Origin of the sequence: Lacibacter sp. H407 (assembly GCF_037892605.1) — a bacterium.
Taxonomy (GTDB): Bacteria; Bacteroidota; Bacteroidia; order Chitinophagales; family Chitinophagaceae; genus Lacibacter.
Genome location: NZ_JBBKTU010000001.1, coordinates 367,240 through 386,432, shown reverse-complemented (window position 1 = coordinate 386,432; position 19,193 = coordinate 367,240). Strand labels below are relative to the sequence as shown.

The 19,193-nt window shown below is 41.9% G+C and carries 14 protein-coding genes; 6 read left to right on the top strand and 8 right to left on the bottom strand.

The annotated features are described in order from the left end of the window. Positions 1-370 precede the first annotated feature (370 nt). The 3 genes from WG989_RS01660 (at position 371) to WG989_RS01650 (ending at position 6,622) form a co-directional block, all read left to right on the top strand. Positions 371-1,936, top strand: a complete 1,566-nt coding sequence (locus WG989_RS01660; RefSeq protein ID WP_340426857.1) for a helicase HerA-like domain-containing protein — start codon at positions 371-373, stop codon at positions 1,934-1,936. A 297-nt stretch (positions 1,937-2,233) separates the two neighbouring features. After that, positions 2,234-5,227, top strand: coding sequence for a SusC/RagA family TonB-linked outer membrane protein (locus WG989_RS01655; RefSeq protein WP_340426855.1), 2,994 nt, complete (start codon positions 2,234-2,236; stop codon positions 5,225-5,227). A gap of 18 nt (positions 5,228-5,245) precedes the next feature. Continuing rightward, positions 5,246-6,622 carry a RagB/SusD family nutrient uptake outer membrane protein gene (locus tag WG989_RS01650; protein ID WP_340426854.1) on the top strand — a complete coding sequence of 459 codons (1,377 nt, stop codon included), beginning with the start codon at positions 5,246-5,248 and terminating at the stop codon, positions 6,620-6,622. Positions 6,623-6,677: 55 nt separating this feature from the next. Here the strand turns inward: WG989_RS01650 and WG989_RS01645 are convergent, their stop codons facing one another. Further along, a complete protein-coding gene (locus WG989_RS01645) occupies positions 6,678-8,582 on the bottom strand; it encodes a RecQ family ATP-dependent DNA helicase (RefSeq protein ID WP_340426853.1) in 1,905 nt (634 codons plus the stop codon). 83 nt (positions 8,583-8,665) lie between these two features. After that, positions 8,666-10,903 (bottom strand): heavy metal translocating P-type ATPase, encoded by a 2,238-nt coding sequence (locus WG989_RS01640; protein WP_340426851.1) that lies wholly within the window; start codon positions 10,901-10,903, stop codon positions 8,666-8,668. 44 nt (positions 10,904-10,947) lie between these two features. On the opposite strand from WG989_RS01640, the gene tsaE reads away from it, so the two are divergent. The 3 genes from tsaE to tnpA all read left to right on the top strand — a co-directional run bounded on the left by tsaE (position 10,948) and on the right by tnpA (position 13,328). After that, positions 10,948-11,391, top strand: a complete 444-nt coding sequence (tsaE, locus tag WG989_RS01635; protein ID WP_340426850.1) for a tRNA (adenosine(37)-N6)-threonylcarbamoyltransferase complex ATPase subunit type 1 TsaE — start codon at positions 10,948-10,950, stop codon at positions 11,389-11,391. 47 nt (positions 11,392-11,438) lie between these two features. After that, entirely contained in the window at positions 11,439-12,656 is a 1,218-nt protein-coding gene (locus WG989_RS01630; protein ID WP_340426848.1) for an alanine dehydrogenase, read from the top strand. Between the two features lie 207 nt (positions 12,657-12,863). Continuing rightward, on the top strand, positions 12,864-13,328 hold the full coding sequence (tnpA, locus tag WG989_RS01625; protein ID WP_340426847.1) for an IS200/IS605 family transposase: 465 nt from the start codon (positions 12,864-12,866) through the stop codon (positions 13,326-13,328). Positions 13,329-13,486: 158 nt separating this feature from the next. Here the strand turns inward: tnpA and WG989_RS01620 are convergent, their stop codons facing one another. The 6 genes from WG989_RS01620 to WG989_RS01595 all read right to left on the bottom strand — a co-directional run bounded on the left by WG989_RS01620 (position 13,487) and on the right by WG989_RS01595 (position 19,043). Continuing rightward, positions 13,487-13,807 (bottom strand): cupin domain-containing protein, encoded by a 321-nt coding sequence (locus tag WG989_RS01620; protein WP_340426846.1) that lies wholly within the window; start codon positions 13,805-13,807, stop codon positions 13,487-13,489. 4 nt (positions 13,808-13,811) lie between these two features. After that, positions 13,812-14,432 (bottom strand): ABC transporter ATP-binding protein, encoded by a 621-nt coding sequence (locus tag WG989_RS01615; RefSeq protein WP_340426844.1) that lies wholly within the window; start codon positions 14,430-14,432, stop codon positions 13,812-13,814. After that, on the bottom strand, positions 14,413-15,219 hold the full coding sequence (gene lpxA / locus WG989_RS01610; protein ID WP_340426841.1) for an acyl-ACP--UDP-N-acetylglucosamine O-acyltransferase: 807 nt from the start codon (positions 15,217-15,219) through the stop codon (positions 14,413-14,415). The genes WG989_RS01615 and lpxA overlap by 20 nt, the downstream gene beginning before the upstream one ends. Beyond that, the gene (locus WG989_RS01605) at positions 15,212-16,642 is read right to left on the bottom strand and encodes a bifunctional UDP-3-O-[3-hydroxymyristoyl] N-acetylglucosamine deacetylase/3-hydroxyacyl-ACP dehydratase (RefSeq protein WP_340426840.1); all 1,431 of its coding nucleotides are present in this window, start codon (positions 16,640-16,642) and stop codon (positions 15,212-15,214) included. Before WG989_RS01605 ends, lpxA begins: the two co-directional genes overlap by 8 nt. Before the next feature lie 54 nt (positions 16,643-16,696). Then, complete coding sequence (lpxD, locus tag WG989_RS01600) at positions 16,697-17,749, bottom strand: UDP-3-O-(3-hydroxymyristoyl)glucosamine N-acyltransferase (RefSeq protein WP_340426837.1); 1,053 nt, start codon at positions 17,747-17,749, stop codon at positions 16,697-16,699. Between the two features lie 76 nt (positions 17,750-17,825). Further along, positions 17,826-19,043: an HD domain-containing protein gene (locus WG989_RS01595; RefSeq protein WP_340426836.1), complete on the bottom strand. Its 1,218-nt coding sequence runs from the start codon at positions 19,041-19,043 to the stop codon at positions 17,826-17,828. Between the last annotated feature and the right edge of the window lie 150 nt (positions 19,044-19,193).

Below are 19,193 nucleotides of genomic sequence, written 5' to 3'. Positions count from 1 at the left end.
TAGATAAGGAACCAACGTGAAAAAGAAAATGAAACTGTATCTGTTAAGGTGTTGAGCACATGTCAGCGATAAAAAATCTTATTGATTGATAAGGTGCAGAAACAGTTTCATAAAAACTAACTTGCTAAAGTGTTCCACAAAAGTAAAAGCTGCTTTGATTGATTGCAATACTACTTTTCGGGTGTTGGTTCCCGCTTGTAAAAAAGAATACCGCATAGAAATGCGGTATTGATAATAACGATCACTGAGAAAATTAATGCTTGAGCTGTAAAAGTATTCTGCAATAAAACCATTGTCAATACCACAAACAGGTATTTTTATAGACGAAGAGTTTTTTATTCTTATTCTTATCTTTCAATAAATTTCAACCATGGCAAGTAAGGAACTTTTTTTACAGGCAGTACAACAGGGTTACACATTCAAAGGCGAATCATTTCGTTTGGGTGTAGGTATGTTCGATAAACAGGTGGTGCAGGGAGCCGAAGTGTTATTGCCTTTAAAGACGATGAACCGACATGGATTGATCGCAGGGGCAACCGGTACTGGTAAAACAAAAACATTGCAGGTTATTGCTGAAGGTTTGAGTGATGCAAGTATTCCTGTTGTGTTGATGGATATTAAAGGCGACCTCAGCGGTATTGCTGCAGCCGGTGCTTCGAATTCAAAAATTGAAGAGCGTATTCAATTGATGGGAGGCGAATACAAACCCGCAGCTTTTCCGGTTGAGTTGATGACCTTGAGTGATGATGGGAAAGGAGTGCGGCTACGGGCCACCGTAAGTGAGTTCGGTCCCATCCTGCTTTCAAAAATTTTAGGATTGAATGATACGCAACAGGGAATTGTTGCCATGATCTTTAAGTTTTGCGATGATAACAAAATGCCGTTACTGGATCTGAAAGATTTTATCAAAATCATTCAGTACATCAGTGATGAAGGGAAATCAACAATAGAAAAAGATTACGGTAAAATATCAACATCCTCAACCGGTACTATTCTGCGCAAAGTAATTGAACTGCAGCAACAAGGTGCCGATGCGTTTTTTGGTGAACCCAGTTTTGAAGTAGATGATTTGATGCGAATCAGTGATGATGGGCGTGGTATGATCAGTATTTTACGGGTGATGGAGTTGCAGGACCGTCCAAAACTGTTCTCGACTTTCATGTTGAGTTTATTAGCAGAACTATATGCAACACTGCCCGAAGAAGGCGATATGGATAAACCTAAGCTGGTGTTGTTTATTGATGAAGCACATCTTGTTTTCCAGGAAGCCAATGAAGCATTATTGCAGCAAATTGAAACCGTGATCAAACTCATCCGTTCAAAAGGAGTAGGTATTTTCTTTTGTACACAAAACCCGCAGGATGTACCTGCCAGTGTATTATCACAATTAGGTTTAAAAGTGCAGCATGCCTTGCGTGCCTTTACAGCAGCCGATCGGAAAGTAATTAAACAAGCCGCAGAGAATTATCCAGAAACTGAATATTATGATGTGGATGAATTACTCACACAGTTAGGGATTGGAGAAGCCTTTGTTACCTTGTTAAATGAGAAAGGAATTCCTACGCCATTGGTACATACAATGCTGGTAGCCCCCCGCAGCCGCATGGATGTGTTAACCGATGCAGAAGTAGATACTCTTGTTGCCAAAAGTAAATTGGTAAAGAAATATGCCGAAACCATCGACAGTGAAAGTGCGCATGAAATAATTACTGCTAAGCTGGAAGAAGCAGCTGAAAAAACAAAAGCAGCTGAAGAATCGAAAGCTGAAGAAAAAGAAGAAAAGAAGCGACCTGCCAAAAAAGAGGAAACATTTTTTGATAACCCAACGGTAAAACAAGTGGGCCGTACAGCTGCCAGTATTATTACACGAAGTTTATTGGGTGCACTGGGCCTGGGTGGAAGAACAACCAAAAAGAAAAAAACGGGTTGGTTTTAAAGATTACTCATTAGACATACTTTTTTTTAAACAGAATTGCTGCGTTTTCGGCGGTGTACAGCTGTTGTTCAGGTATATGCAGCGACTTTCAGATACCCCGTGTCTTAACTTTAAATCAGTGGCTCCCTTGTCGATAAAAAAGACTCAATTCTTATAAACGACTGCAAGGGATTTACTATTTTGCTTTAATGAAAACTGACAACCTGTGGTCAGTGGACAGAGGAACGATTGCTTGCTATTTATCTATCGGCTGATCGGGTTGTTGGTTTTATTTTTTACAATCAAAACCAATTACGCATGAGAAAATCTGTGCAAAGGCTTGGACAGCTATTGCTGTTCCTGCTATTCTCCACTGCCGGCTTTAGCCAGTACACCGTTAAGGGAAAAATTACTGACGATGCCCGGAATGAACCATTACCGAATGTAAGTGTTCAAATCAAAGGAACAAGAATTGGAACTGTAACGGGTACCGATGGGACATTCAGCCTCGCTGTTCCCGACAACAAATCTGTTACACTTGTTATTTCTTTGGTAGGCTTCATGTCACAATCAGTGAATGTTACAAGCAGCAGTTCATCTGTTGATGTAGCACTGAAAACGGATGCATTGAATCTTGAAGAGGTAGTTGTAACAGGTTTGGCTTCCTCTGTTAAAAGAAGTAACCTCGCAAATGCTGTTACATCCATTAATTCAAAAGAATTAACCGGCACAACGCAAATTCAAACAACCGACGGTGCATTATACAGTAAAGTGCCCGGTGCAAACATTCGTATGAATGGTGGTGCGCCCGGTGGTGGCTTGTCGATTCAGTTACGTGGCGTGTCATCGCTGGTGGGTGCATCACAACCGTTGATTATCATGGACGGTGTTTATATCAACAACTCCTTCCAACGTACCGGCCGTGCAACTGTAAGTGGTGCTGCGGCTGGCGCCGGCGCACCTGCACAAGATGATGGATCTAATCGCTTAGCAGATATTAATCCCAACGATATACAATCTATTGAAGTATTGAAGGGTCCATCTGCCGCTGCTATTTATGGTACACGTGCCAATGCTGGTGTAATTATCATCACCACTAAAAAAGGTGCTACCGGTAAAACAGCGATCAGTTTCGGACAGGATATTGGTTTTGGTCGCCCACTACGTTTATTGGGTACCGATAGCTGGAGTGTAGATAAGATCAATTTCTTTTTCACAAATCCAACCAAACGGGCAACTGAGTTGGCTCGTTTTCAACAGGCGCAAAGCACCGGTCAGTTTTTTGATTTCGAAGATTTGTTTTACGGAAACACTGCCACGCTTTCAAATACACGATTAAGTTTATCGGGTGGTACAGATAAAACGAAGTTCTATATTGGCGGAGTTCTTACCAATGAAGAAGGGATCATTCGCCGTACAGGATTTGAGCGTTATTCGATCCGTGCAAATATTGATCATAAAATAAGCCAACGTTTAAGCTTCTCTGTTAATTCAAACTTTGTACGTTCTAATACAGATCGTGGATTTACAGGTAACCAGAACAATACAGGCGCTTCTATTGGATATAACATCGCTTATATTCCTAACTACTTTGATCTGCGTCCAAGTGCTGCAGGAATTTACCCGGATGTAGATTATGGCGGGCCAAGAGAGAATCCATTAGCAGTAACTGATAAAGCAACAAACAATTCATTGGTCAATCGTTTTATTCAGTCCGGTACATTGAACTGGCAAATTTTAAATCGTACAAATTCAGAACTGAAGCTCAGTATAACAGGAGGTATCGATTATTTGCAGAATACAACACTCATTCATCTCCCTGAAGACTTGCAGTTTCAACGTGCACAGGCAAACCCCGGCGATGTGTTACATGGCCGGCAAGAAAGCTTTAATAAAAATATACAGGCTGCATTGGTGCATAACATCACCGTTAAGAGTTTCAATTTTACAACACAGGCCGGTGTGGTTCGTTTGGAATTTGATAACAGCGGCATTTTTCTCAGAGGTCGTGGGTTAGCACCAAAACAAACGAATGTGCAGCAGGCGACAGTTCAACAAGTAGATCAGCAATTTGACAGCAGAATAAGAGAGGCTGGTATTTTTGCACAGGAAGAAGTTAACTGGGACGATAAAGTTGTTGGAACAGTTGGTGTGCGTTTTGATAAATCAACACTCAATGGCGATATCAATAAGTTCTATGCATTTCCAAAAGCATCGTTGGCAATAAACCTAACTAATTTTGATTTTTGGAATGTTGGATTCATCAATCAATTAAAACCACGTATTGCATACGGTGAAACAGCTGGTCCCGTTGGTTTTGGCTCCATCTTTACTCCGTTAACAGGTACAAATATTGGAGGGTTACTCGGTTCTGTTGTTTCCACTCAAATTGGTAATACCGCAATACGTCCTGAAACTGCACGTGAAATTGAATTTGGTATTGATGCGGGTTTTTTCAAAAATCGTTTTGCATTAGAAGCAACATATTATATCAAGACCACTGCAAATAATATTCAGAATCTTAATCTGTCACCGGCAGTAGGTGTAAATACAGTTCCAAGTAATGAAGCTGAACTTGAAAATAAAGGAATAGAGCTGGCTTTATCCGGAACTGTTATTCAAAAATCAAATATCCGCTGGTTCTCCCGTTTGATGTGGTGGAAGAATGATGTGATTGTAAAAAAACTTGGCATTCCTTCTTATCTCACCGGTGCATTTGGAACAGGTTTGGGAACATATCTTATTCAGCAAGGTGTAAGTCCACTAACAATAGTTGGATCTCCCGCAGTTACTCCGGGTGTATTTACAGTGTGGGGACAAAATCAACCTAAGTTTACAATGTCTTGGTTTAACACAGTAAGCTTCCTTAAAAATTTTGATTTAAGTATGATGTGGGAATGGAGAAACGGTGGAGATAATATTAACCTGTCCAGCTTTTTGACAGACTCAGGAGGCACAACAGATGGTTGGTTTGATGATGATGACAAAGACGGTATACCAAATGGTCGCCAGCGTCCACCGGCCCCTTATAACAATGCAGGTCGTTGGGTTCAGGATGCCAGCTTCTTTAAAATGAGAGAGATCGGTTTGTATTATAACGTTCCAAAAACATCCGTTAATAAATGGTTTAATGGTTTTGTTGACCGGATTCGTATTGGCGCATCAGGTAACAACGTATTCCTCATTACAAAGTATGAAGGTTACGATCCTGAAACATCTACGTTTGGGGCACAATCAGTAGCGGGTAATGTTGACGTAGGTCCTTATCCTACAACACGTCGCATTTTCTTTCATATTAACCTTGACTTCTAAAAAACTAAATACTATCGTATGAAATATAAATTCATAAAATCATTTCTTGGAAGCATTGCCCTTCTTTCGATGGTTGGATGTAATCCGCTAAAGCTGGAAGAAGTAGCCGATCCAAACAATCCATCTGTAGGAAGTGTGTCGAATAATGCTTCCCGTGCACAGATTCAATTTTTAATTACCGGACTTGAGTCACGCCATCGTGATTATCTGTTTACAGTAACCGCAGCGTTTGGAACTTTTGGCAGAGAGATCTGGTATTTCAATGCATCAGATCCCCGTTTTCAAACTGATTGGCTGGGACAAAGTGGACGCAGACCCGATGCGGCTTATTTTGGTTTCGGGGCAACAGGCGGAGCTGCTTATGCTTCACCTTATCAGGCTATCAGGCAAGCGATTGTATTACGGAATGCTGTTGCAAATACAGCTGTACTTTCGGAACAGGAAAAGAAAGCTGTAACAGGATTTGCTAAAACGATCATGGGTTATCAATTCATGATCCCTGCTAATTTTTTGTATAATAATGGCGTACGTGTTGATATTGAAGATCCACTAAATCCGGGGGATTTTGTTCCTTACCAGGATGCGTTAACATATATCAAAGGAGTATTGGATGAAGGATTTGCTGATTTAAATGCAGCGGGCACTGCCTTTCCTTTTACGCTTACTTCAGGATGGACGGGCTTCAATAATATTGATGGACTGAAAAAAGTAAACCGTGCCATTGCAGCAAGATTAGCCATTTACCGTAAAGATTGGCAAGGAGCGTTGGATGCTGCTAATGCATCGTTCATGAATTTAGCCGGAAATTTAACTGCCGGCCCGGCGCATACTTATGGCGCTGCTCCTGATGTATTCAATCCATTATTTTATGTGTTAGATGCAAGTCTCAGTACCATCATCGTTGTACATCCTTCTATGTTGGCTGATGCTACACCAAACGATGCACGTGTTGCTGCTAAATTCTTTCAACGTACTACTTCTGCAAGTGTGTCAACAGACGCAGGTACATTGTTTGGCACGCACCAGGATCGGCGTTGGGCTTCGAACACAACTGCTATACCGTTTATTAAAAATGAGGAGTTGATCTTAATAAAAGCAGAAGCTCATGCGCAACTCAATCAACCTGCTTTGGCTGTTGCTGCTATAGATGTTATTCGTAATGCCGCCGGTATTGGAGGTTACGGTGGCGCACAAACGCAAGCCGCATTGATCAGTGAAATTCTGTATCAGCGTCGCTATTCATTATGGGCCGAACCTTGGGGTCATCGCTGGATCGATACCCGCCGTTACGACCGGATGAATGAGATACCCGTTGCAGCCGATCAGGGAGCTGTGTTTACACAATTCCCGAAACCACAGGCCGATCTTAACTGGGATATTTATACAGGAGGATAATTATTTTTCTATTGAAAGAAGAAAGCACGTTGTACCAACAGCGTGCTTTTTTTGCTCATTTTATTTTCATCAACCCTTCTTTGCTCAATGTAATTTTTTCTTCCGCCACCAAATGGTCGATCACTTTCCAAACACGTTCTTTTTGTTTACTTCCCATTTTTGTCAACAGATCTTTAAGTACAACACCATTACCGCTTGCTTTTTCTGTTAAGAACAAACGGATTCGTTCAAACTCTGCGGTAGTAAGATCGTTTCCTTTTTTGCGTAAGCATACATCGCATACGCCGCAATCAACAATGGCCGCATCGCCAAAGTAATTACCGATTATTTTGCTGCGGCAACTGCTTTCATCGTTTACATAGTTGAGCATCGCTTTTACCCTTAATTCGAATTGCTCTTTACGCTGCAAACGGTTATGCGGGTTGATGAACAGATCGTCTACTGCCGGTCGGTTTTCACTGAACTGTAGTTGAGCATTGTCTTTTTGCGGCGAATAGTGAATGATGCCGTGCTGATGTAATTGCAGCAATGCCTGTTTCACAATCTCAAGATCAGTTTTTACAATGCTCACCAATTGTTTTTCTGATATGAACGATTCCATATCAAAGATGCCCCCATAGTTGCGGAGTAATGCTTTGATGAATGGCTCCAGTTGTGGATGCTGTTGTTCAAATTCAGCAATGCGATCTTTATTGGCGGTGAAAACAACTTTCGCCGGCAAGAATATCTGTTCAGCATAGTTGATCCAGCCTTCCTGCTCCAGTGTTTTAAGTGCATACACAGCTGTATGCATGTTCAGTTTAAACGTTCTTACAAAATCCTGCAGATCAAAATCCATCCAGATCAATTCACCACTTCCACTCGGCAGTTGCAAATAGTTCACCAAACATTGATATACTTTTTTTACTTCAGCAATGGATGGAAAACGAATCGCCGATGCATTGGCCAAGTCTGTGAGATCTTTTTCTTCGTACAATAAAACGGCATAGGATTTTTGTCCATCTCTCCCTGCACGTCCGGCTTCCTGGTAGTAATTCTCCAGACAGTCGGGCATGTCATGATGAATTACTACACGCACATCAGGCTTGTCGATTCCCATTCCAAATGCATTGGTACAAACAATTACCCGGGTTTGGTTTTGCAGCCAGGCTTCCTGTCGTTTACTACGCTCATCATTCGATAAACCTGCATGATAATAGTCGGCAGAAATATGCTGCAATTGTAATAATTGTGCGGTCTCCTGTGTCATCTTCCGGCTCTTGCAATACACAATGGCACAGCCCTGCACATTCGAAAGTATCTGTATGATTTTATTGATGCGGCTTTCTACTTTAAACACACTGAACGATACATTCGGCCGCAGGAAAGAGCCTTTGTAAATATGATGATTGCGAAACTGAAGTTGGTTACAGATATCGTCCTGCACAACAGGTGTAGCAGATGCTGTTACTGCTAACAGAGGAACGTTCCGTAACTCACTACGTAGTTCTTTTATTTTTAAATATGACGGACGGAAATCATAACCCCATTGTGAAATGCAATGCGCTTCATCCACAGCAATCAGTTGCACATTCATACCCGGCAAGTATTCAAGGAAGAGTTTTGTTTCCAACCGTTCGGGTGATACATAAAGAAACTTCAGTTGATCATTCACCGCCATTTGTAAAATATCTTTTACCTGTGGGAAAGGCATTCCCGTGTAAATGGCTGCTGCCCTGATATCTTTTCGATGCAATGCTTCTACCTGATCTTTCATTAAGGCGATCAACGGCGATATTACAATACACATTCCGTCTTTTGCCAATGCAGGTACCTGATAGCAAATACTTTTACCGCCGCCGGTTGGTAGCAGGGCAAGTGTATCCTTCCCCTGAAGTACAGATTCAATAATCTCTTTCTGTAAAGGGCGAAAGCTGTCGTAACCCCAGTATTGGGATAATATGTTTTCTAAATTGTCCATTTGGAAACACTACAAAGTAATGATGATCGATGCGATCTCCCTGACTTTTTTGAAGTCTTTATTGGCAGTATTTAGAAAAGTGGTTAAACCACTTTCTTCACAAACAACCGCACACTGTTGATTGCTAATACCACATCACTCAGTCCCATCACCAATGCACCAAACGTGGGCGTTAATAAACCAAAAGCGGCAACGGGAATAGCGATGATATTGTAAAAGAATGCCCAGAACAGATTCTGCTTGATTGTTAGAAACGTATGTTTTCCCAAGCCCAATGAAAGAGGCAGATTTTTTAATCCATGATTCATTAATACCACATCAGCTGTTTGCATGGCCACCTGCGAAGCTTCGCTCAACGATATACCAATGGTTGCTTTTGCCAATGCAGGTGCATCATTAATACCATCGCCCACCATTGCTGTTGGAGTTGTTTTACTCAATTGATCGATGGTTGCGAGTTTCTGCTCCGGTGTTTGCTCCGCAATAACTTCGTCTATCCCTAACTGTTTGGCAATCGCTTCGGACTTTGCTTTCCGATCACCACTCAATAAAATGGTTTTGATGTTTTTGCTTTTCAGATATTGAATAATACCGGTAGCTTCTTCACGTACTTCATCTTTCACGTCAACCCATCCAATCAAGACTCCGTTTCGTAATACATACACATTGTGTGTTTCGTCGGTTGTAAGGTTTGCAGCCGCTTTGTACGAACCGGCGATCCATTCCACACCATCTTTTGTTACAGCTTTCATTCCGAATCCTTTGATCTCTTCAATGGAAGCCCATCGCTCATCTTTATTTGTTTTCCAGGAAGTGGTAATACAAGCTGCAATCGGATGATTGGAATATTTCTCCAATGAGTAAACGATACGTTGAAATTCGTGAGTGGTGAGTAGTGAGTGTTGAGTGGGAGACTCCGCTGTTGAAGTCGTAGTATTATTGGTTGAACTGTTGTTTGACGATTGACTATTGCTCATTGCCAATTGTGTATTTCCCATTACCCATTCATCATTCACAATCTTATAATCGGCCAATACAAACTTTCCGGTAGTAAGCGTTCCTGTTTTATCGAATACAACCTGTGTAATATTTTTAAACAGCTCTAAACTTTTTGAATTGCGGAACAGCACACCATTTTTTGCAGCACGACCTAACCCCACAGCAATTGCAGCAGGTGTAGCTAATCCCATTGCACACGGGCAAGCAATCACCAACACAGCAATACTCCGCATCAACGCCGGTGTAAATTCTTTTAATATGATCCAGTTCACTGCAAGCGTTAATACTGCAATACCTAAAACAACAGGAATAAAAATGGCGCTGATCTTATCGGCCATTTGTTGTACAGGAGGTTTTTCACCCTGTGCCTGTTTCACAAGGTTTACAATATTGGCCAGTACAGAATCCTTCGCAGCAGCAGTTACCTGTGCTTTTACAGTACCATCCACCAATATACTTCCACCGATGAGTTGATCTTTTTGTTTTTTCGTAAGAGGTAAACTCTCACCGGTAATAATTGCTTCATTTACGGTTGCTTCACCCCATAATATTTTACAATCGGCCGGTATTTGTTCGCCGCTTTTAATAAGGATGAGATCACCTACATGCAACACGGTATTTTCAACCGGAAAAATTTGTTCCTGATGCTGATCGTCAAACGCAATCATATTGGCCATTACCTTTTGGCTTTTTGCCAAACTGTTAAGTGCCCGTTGTGTTTGCTGCACCGATGCATCTTCTAAATAGTTACCAAAGAAAACAAGTGTAATGATTGTTGCCGCCGTTTCATAAAACATGTACTCTTCGGCTTGTCCTGTAAGTGTACCATACAAACTGTATACAAATGCGGCCGTTGCGCCCACTGCCACCAATACATTCATATTGGGCATTCCGTTGCGGATACTTTTAATGGCACTTCGTCCAAAAAAACTCATCCCGATCACATATACCGGTAAACATAAACCCAACTGCACCCAAGGATTCATCAGCCAATGCAAATGAACCCAACCTTCAAACATATGGAGCATTAAGATCAATGTAAACGGAGCGCACAGCAATACATACCGAAGAAATTTATTCATCGGCTCTTTATCTGTTTGTTTGGTTGATACACCATTCTTTTCTGCCACCTGATAGCCAAGCGACTCGATCCCTTTTTCTATCTTATCGATTCCGTTTCCATCAACACTATCAAACATCACTTCGCCTGTTACCGGATTCACCTTCACATTTTTCATTCCTTCTTTTTCCAGGAATTTATTAATGGTGAGGGCGCAATTGGTACAGGTCATTCCATCTACTTTCCAATTCACTGTTTCCATAGTACAAATTTACGACGGAAGTAAAAGCACATCAATCAATATCTTTGCAACCACTATTCATTTTAACAGTGCAACGCACATTTACAAAACATACAATTCATACAACAGCAAAAGAAGTTTGGCAGCTTTGCAAACAGTACAAAGTATGGGCATTCGATGCGCCCATGGGCAGCGGTAAAACCACTTTTATACATGCGTTGTGTGATGTGTTGGAGGTGAAAGATGCGGTAGGCAGTCCTACGTTTTCCATCATCAACCAATACCAAACAAAAGAGGGGCAAACAATTTATCATCTCGATCTATACCGGATCAAAGATGAAAATGAAGCTATTCAGGCAGGTGTAGAAGATGTGTTGTACAGCGATGAACTTTGTTTGGTGGAATGGCCCGACAAAACGCCCGCCCTCTTTCCTCCCGATACCGTCTATCTTCATCTTGAGGTAATTGACAGCGACAGCCGAAGATTAACCATCCAAGTTCCAAAGTAGTTTTGTAATTTGAGTACTTTCTAAAAAATCAACCAGGCAGTGATTGTATGGCTTTATCGAAACCAATTGTAAGTGCATCGTTCAGCTACGAAACCTTAGAAGAAAAATTAGATATTAAGCCGAAAGGAGCCCAATTGTTTATTGGCATTCCCCGTGAGCAAATGTTTCAGGAAAACCGGATCGCCCTTACACCCGAAGCCGTAAGTGTGCTGGTGAGCAATGGTCATCGGGTGATGATCGAATACCTGGCTGGCGAGGGTTCCCATTTTACTGATAAAGATTATAGCGAAGCCGGTGCAAAGATCGCTTACGACCGCAAGGAAGTGTATCAGTGCGATATACTCATCAAATCAGCACCCGTATGTGAAGAAGAACTGGAGTTGCTGAAAGCCGGACAAACCATTATTTCGCCGATCCATATTGCGGTGATGAAACCGGAGATACTGGAAGGGATGATGGAAAAACGGATCACGGCCTTATCGTTTGAGAATTTAAAGGATGATTCCGGGCATAACCCTATTGTTCGGAGCATGAGTGAAATTGCCGGCAGTGCGGTGATGTTGATCGCCGGACAATACCTCAGCAGTTTCAATAACGGAAAGGGCGTATTGCTGGGTGGAATCAGTGGTATACCGCCAACAAAAGTCATTATCATCGGTGCCGGTATTGTGGGTGAATATGCAGCCCGAACTGCATTGGCCATGGGTGGAAGTGTAAAGGTGTTTGATAATAATATTTATAAGCTGAAGCGAATGCAAACGGCTATCGGTCATCGTATGTGGACATCCGTTGTTGAACCGAAAATATTAGCGAAGCAATTGAAGACTTGTGATGTGGCAGTAGGTGCGTTATCATCCATTGGTGGTGCACGAAGTCCTATTGTAGTATCCGACGAAATGGTAGCACAGATGCGGCCAGGTAGTGTGATCGTTGACGTTAGTATTGACCGTGGTGGTTGTTTTGAAACGAGTGAAGTCACCAGTCACGAAAGTCCCATTTTTATCAAACATGGCGTTATCCATTACTGTGTTCCGAATATTCCCAGCGGTTTTGCACGTACAGCCTCAACCGCTATCAGCAATGTATTGATGCCGTTGTTACTCGAAATAGCCGATGAAGGTGGATTGGAAAAATTACTCTGGCACAAACTGAATATCCGCAATGGCATTTATCTTTTCAAAGGATCACTCACCAATTTTTATCTCAGTCAACGTTTTGATCTGAAGTACACCGATTTGAATTTGTTGATTGCAAGCAGGGGGTAGGGAAACAAGAGGCTTATACTGAGCTATGCATTCTCTGTGTTGAATTCTTTAACGGAAAACTGCTGACGGGGCGACTCTACTAGAATAGAACAGTTTCGGTGATAATAGTGTTTTCGATAATTCGTTCAGTAGGAACATTCTGTTTCTAGAACATTTATTATCGGTGAGACGACTCCATAGGAGTCTCCTGATTTGAAAAACATTTATATGCCAAATACCTATTCCCAAATTTATCTCCAGTTTGTATTTGCTGTTAAACACAGACAAAGTCTTATCCCAAAAGAGCACAAAGAAGAATTACACAAATACATGACGGGCCTGGTGCAAAACCGAAAAGCAAAAATGATCGCCGTTCATTGTATGCCGGATCATGCACATTTGTTCGTAGGGTTTAAACCGGTGTTGTCGATCTCGGACTTTGTAAAAGAAATTAAAGTTGCCAGTAATGATTTTTTGAATGACAAGTCATGGCTGAAACATAAGTTTAATTGGCAGGAAGGATACGGTGTATTTTCATATGGCCATTCGCAAATTGATACAGTTGCCAAATATGTAATGAATCAGGAGCAACATCATCAAAAGAAAACATTTCAGCAGGAATACCTTGCATTTCTTGATAAATTTCAAATCCCGTTTGAGGAGCAATACCTGTTTGAATTTTTGGAGATGTAACAGGAGGCTCATACGGAGCCGGACCCATTGTGAGAGATGTTTTTAGAAACAGGAAGCTCCTCCGGAGCTATGCCACTTTGTGATTGGGAATTCTATAAACCGGTGACTCCTACGGAGTAAAAAAACAGCAATTTAAAATGTAAGGTAAAAACCAAGCATTATTTATATTCTTCTCTCTCCGGCATAAACACATCAATCACTTTGCAATTGGTAAGTGATCGACCGCCATGTTTTACATTTCCGGGAATGGTTACAACAGCACCGGCCGTTAATACTTCTGTTGTTCCATCAACCGTTAATTCAAATTCACCTTCTACTACATGCATGATCTGTTCATGAACATGCGAATGCTCTGGGATAGGAGAGTTGGCGGTAATATCCCAAAACGCAACAGTGGATGTGCCGGTGTGCACAAACTTACCGTTATAACCGGGGAACATTTCTTTCGATGGAATGGAGTTGAGATGATGGAAATACATGTGCTTATTGTTTATAATCCATGATACTGACTTTGTAATTGCAGAAGTTGTATTCCACTTCATCATTACTGCTTACGATCACCAAACGGTTGCTGCAATGTTGGTTGATCAATCGATGGTATAATGAAATGCCATCTGCATCTAAATTGGTGCAGGGTTCGTCGAGTAATACCACAGGTACATCACTCAATATGGCCTGTGCCAGTTTTACCCGTTGTTTCATACCACTACTGAAATTGCGGAGTTGCTTTTCTTTTGCTTTCTCTAAACCCAGCAAGTGAATAATACTGTCAACAGACAACGATGATAAAAAAGGTTTGAATGAATGATGAAACGACAGAAATTCATGCAAGGTCATTTCTTCCGGCAGTTCCAGGTAAGGAGCGGCAATGCCGAGATGTTGATGGTGATGTTCGGGTACAATTTTTTTATCAGCATCGGAAAAATCAATTATGCCTTCTGAATGTTGAACGGCACCGGCAATTACCTGCAGCAATGTTGATTTACCCGAACCATTGTTCCCGGTAATCGCATATGCATTAGCGTTTGTGAATTCGTAAGTAAAGTGACGAAAGATCCATTCTCTGTTGTATCGCTTACCGGCATCAGAAAGCAATATCTTCATCGCCACTGATTTGTGATTTACGTTTGATGACGCCGATCTCGGATTTCTTAATAAATCCAAGAATTTCATCTCTTGTTTCAGTAATTGGCAACATTTGCTCGATCAGCTCAACGGCTTTTGATACAATATGCTTTTCTACAAAAAGAATATGATAGATCTTAAAGATCTCTTCAATGGTTTCTTTACTGTAACCTCTGCGACTTAACCCCACATTGTTGATGCCCACATAGCTTAATGGCTCACGTGCTGCTTTTACATACGGTGGCACATCCTTACGGATAGCACTCATGCCGGCGATGTACGTGTGTTTTCCAATATGTGTAAATTGATGCGCTGCACTCATACCGCCAATAATAGCATAATCATCAATGGTAACATGTCCTGCTAACTGCACTGAGTTGGCAAGAATTACATTGTTGCCAACCATACAATCATGTGCAACATGTGCATAGGCCATGATGAGACAGTTGCTGCCAACTTTAGTTGTGTTCTTATCGGTTGTGCCACGATGAATGGTTACGCATTCACGAATGCTGGTATTATCGCCAATTTCTGTAAGTGTGTATTCGCCACGGTATTTCAGGTCCTGCGGAACAGCACCGATCACAGCGCCGGGAAAAATACTGCAGTTCTTTCCAATACGTGAAGAAGAGAAAATAGTGACGTTGCTCATTACATGCGTACCATCTCCAATTACCACATCGTCGTGAATAACGGAAAACGGATCAATGGTTACATTGGCGCCTATCTGAGCATTGGGGTGTATATGAGCAAGGTTACTAATCATTCTTTGTTCTTTTTACAATTTGAGCAGTAAGGTCGCCTTCACACACCACTTTGCTGCCCACAAAGATGGTTCCCCGCATTTCAACAATACCTCTTCTGATCGGATTTTTTAATTCCATTTTTAAAATTAAGGTATCGCCGGGTACTACTTTCTGTTTGAATTTACAATTATCTACCTTCAAAAAGTAAGTATCGTATTTATCTTCTGTATTTTTTGGAATCGCCAGCAAACCGCCGCATTGCGCCAATGCCTCGATCTGTAACACACCTGGCATCACGTAGTTGCCGGGGAAATGCCCTTGGAAAAAGGGTTCATTGTAGGTTACATTCTTTACTCCCACAATATAAGTATCTGTAAGGTCAATGATCTTATCAACCAATAAAAATGGATAGCGGTGCGGCAATATCTTTTCAATTTCCACCACATCATGTACCGGTGGTTTCTCCGGATAATACGGAGGTACGTTTACTTTGAAACGGTTCTTTTTAATATGCTCTTTGATCTTCCGGGCAAACTCTACATTACTCGCATGACCGGGACGGTTGGCAATGATATGTGCCTTGAACGGCATGCCCACCAACGCCAGATCACCAACAAGATCCAGCAGTTTGTGTCGTGCCGGTTCGTTGGGAAAACGTAATTCAAGATTATTTAAGTAACCTTCACTGGTAATTGCAAATTTCTCTTTACCAAATGCTTTAGAAAGTGTTTCTAATTGTTCATCGCTTACGGGTTTATCAACTACAACAATAGCGTTGTTCAAATCGCCGCCTTTGATGAGATTATTTTTGAGCAGGTATTCCAGTTCGTGAAAAAACGAAAAAGTTCTACAGGGAGCTACTTCAGTATTGAATTCACTTACATTTCGCAATTGAGCATGTTGCGTGCCCAATACCGGCGAGTTAAAATCAATTAATGTGTTGATGCGGTATTCGGTTGATGGCATTGCCACCATTTCTACTTTCTTATTTTCATCGAGGAAGTAGATATTATGATCGATCGTAAACCAGGTTTTGATGGCATCTTGTTTTTTACGGCCGGCTTTATCAAGTGCTTCCACAAACGGGCGTGAACTTCCATCGAGGATGGGGATTTCAGGTCCGTCGATTTTTACCAGTGCATTATCGATCTCACAGCCAACAAAAGCTGCCAGCAAATGCTCAACGGTATTTACAACGGCACCGTTGTGCGACAATGTCGTGCTGCGGTTGGTCTCTACAACAAAGTCCACATCGGCCTTTACAGTTGGTTGATTGGGCAGATCGGTTCGTTGAAAAACGATACCTGTATTTGGTTCGCCCGGCTCAAGGATCATCGTAACCGGTTTGCCGGTATGGATGCCTACCCCAGAGATGGTAATTGATTCAGCAAGTGTATGTTGATTGGCATGTTCGGTGCCATTACTGCCATTACTGTTATTCATGGGCACGAAAGTAATAAAAAAGAGGTGAAACGCTCGTAAGCGTGTAACGGCCAGTTAAATACTTTCTTTTTCAGCCATTAATTGTTTGATCAACAGTTCCAGTTCAGCGATCCGTTTTTCCAGGTCGGGGAGGTTTCGGAAGATGGCCTGACTCCGGAGTGTACTGGTATAATCGAAGGCGGGAGAGCCTGTTACAACACTGTTGGGAAGCTTCATGGATTTACTTACACCGCTTTGGGCGTTGATGCGGCTTCCATCAGCAATAGTAATATGGCCAACAATGCCGGCCTGTCCGCCGATCATTACCCGGTTGCCGATCTTGGTACTTCCGCTTACGCCGGTTTGAGCAGCAATAACGGTGTAGGTTCCTATTTCAACATTATGAGCGATCTGTATGAGGTTATCGAGTTTAGCACCTTTATGAATAATGGTTGAGCCCATCGTTGCACGGTCGATAGTGCAGTTGGCCCCGATCTCCACTTCATCTTCCACCAATACGTTTCCGATTTGCGGTACTTTTTTGTAGGTTCCGTCTGCCTGTGGAGCAAAGCCAAATCCATCGCCTCCTAAAACAGTTCCGGCATGGATGATCACTTTTTGTCCAACGACACAATCATGGTAAATTTTTACACCGGCGTGCAAAATGCTGTTATCACCAATCACCACATTATTGCCTAAGAAGCAATGGGGGTGCACTTTTACATTCTTACCCAGCTTTACATTTTCGCCGATGTAAGTGAACGCACCTACAAAAACGCTTTCTTCAATGATGGCCGATTTGGCAACAAACGATGGTTCCTGAATGCCCACCATTTTCTGCTCCATGATCTTTTCATAGGCCTGTAGTAAGGTAGCAAATGCGCTGTATGCATCCGGTACACGGATGAGTGCCGCTTTTACCGGTTCCCGCAACTCCAACGATTGGTTGATGATGATGATGGAAGCACCGGTGCTGTATAAATAATCTTCGTATTTGGGATTGGCTAAAAAGGCGAGCTGACCGTCAACCGCTTCTTCAATTTTACTGAAAGAACGAACTGTTGCGTTGGGGTTGCCTTCTATCGAACCATTAATGATGAGTGCAATTTGCGAAGCGGAAAACTCCATGTATCCTGTCTTAATATTTTAAAGTTACTTTCAAAAACGTTCCAAAACAATCTTTATGCTGGCATTTCTCCGCTTTTTATGCAAACGGAGGTCGGCAAAGGTAAAATTTTCGAACCGGGCTGTGAATGGCTTTGTGAATCAGTCCATATTCTACTTCCGATATATCTTTTACAGTTCCGTCCTTGTACAAAATGTTGATATGCTCATTGCCCGGGTTATACATTCTGTTTTCAGCAATCCCGTTAAATACAAAATAAGGCACTTCCTCGTCTGTTAATGACAACTGTTCTTTCGCTTTCCGCTGCACCAGTTCAATTTCTTTGCTATCAAACGGCTGCATCTGCAATTTTGTTTTAAGCATATTGCGGTTTAACAACCATTGGCTGAGTGTGCTCAACACTTTATCGGGATGATGCATCCATTTTTTGATGGAAGCCAGCACATCGTAATCGTCCAGTTCACAAAACTTAGCCAGGTTGTTTTTGATAAAGGTTGCCGATTGTGTTGTCCGCAAAAATTCATCCAGAATTGGGTTCGATGAAAAAGCACCCGGTTCTTTCTTCGCCAGTACTCTTGCCCGGTCCAGAATTTTTACCAGCATATTTTCTGCACTCAACACGGTTTTATGCAGATAAGCCTGCCAGTACATGAGGCGACGGGCCACTAAAAATTTTTCAATACTGTACACGGCCTTTTCTTCCACCATCAACTCATTGTTGTGCACCACCATCATTTTGATGATGCGATCGTACCCGATCACTCCTTCACTTACGCCACTATAAAAACTGTCACGTGTTAAATAGTCCATCCTGTCAACATCCAACTGGCTGCTGATGAGTTGATGCAAAAACAGTTTGGGGTAAGTTCCTTTGAAAATGGAGATGGCCATGTCCAAAGCGCCTTTGAATTCTTGATTCAGATGTTCAAATATGAGCAGCGATATTTCTTCGTGGTGCACATCTTCGATCAACACATGTTCCAATGCATGACTGAACGGACCATGGCCCACATCGTGCAACAGGATCGCTAATTTGGCTGCTTGTTCTTCTTCGGCCGTTATTTCAACTCCTTTGCCTTTTAACTCAGTCAGTGCAAGACACATTAAATGATATGCACCCATGCTGTGGTGCAATCGGGAATGAACAGCACCCGGATAAACAAGATGTGCCAATGCCATTTGGTGAATGCGGCGCAAACGCTGGTAAAAAGGATGTGATAAAACCCGGTAGATCAGCACATCATCGAAGGTGATAAAACCATGCACCGGATCATTCACTATTTTTCTGAACTTCATGTGCTTATTTATAGTTGCTTTTTATTGCCCCCATGTTATTCGCCATAAAAACGAACATCGCTATTGCGTAAATTACCCGTTCATTTTTATGGCTCATTTCATTTGTAAACTGTTAAATATCCAAACGGCAAGTGTGCAAAGGTAATGGCT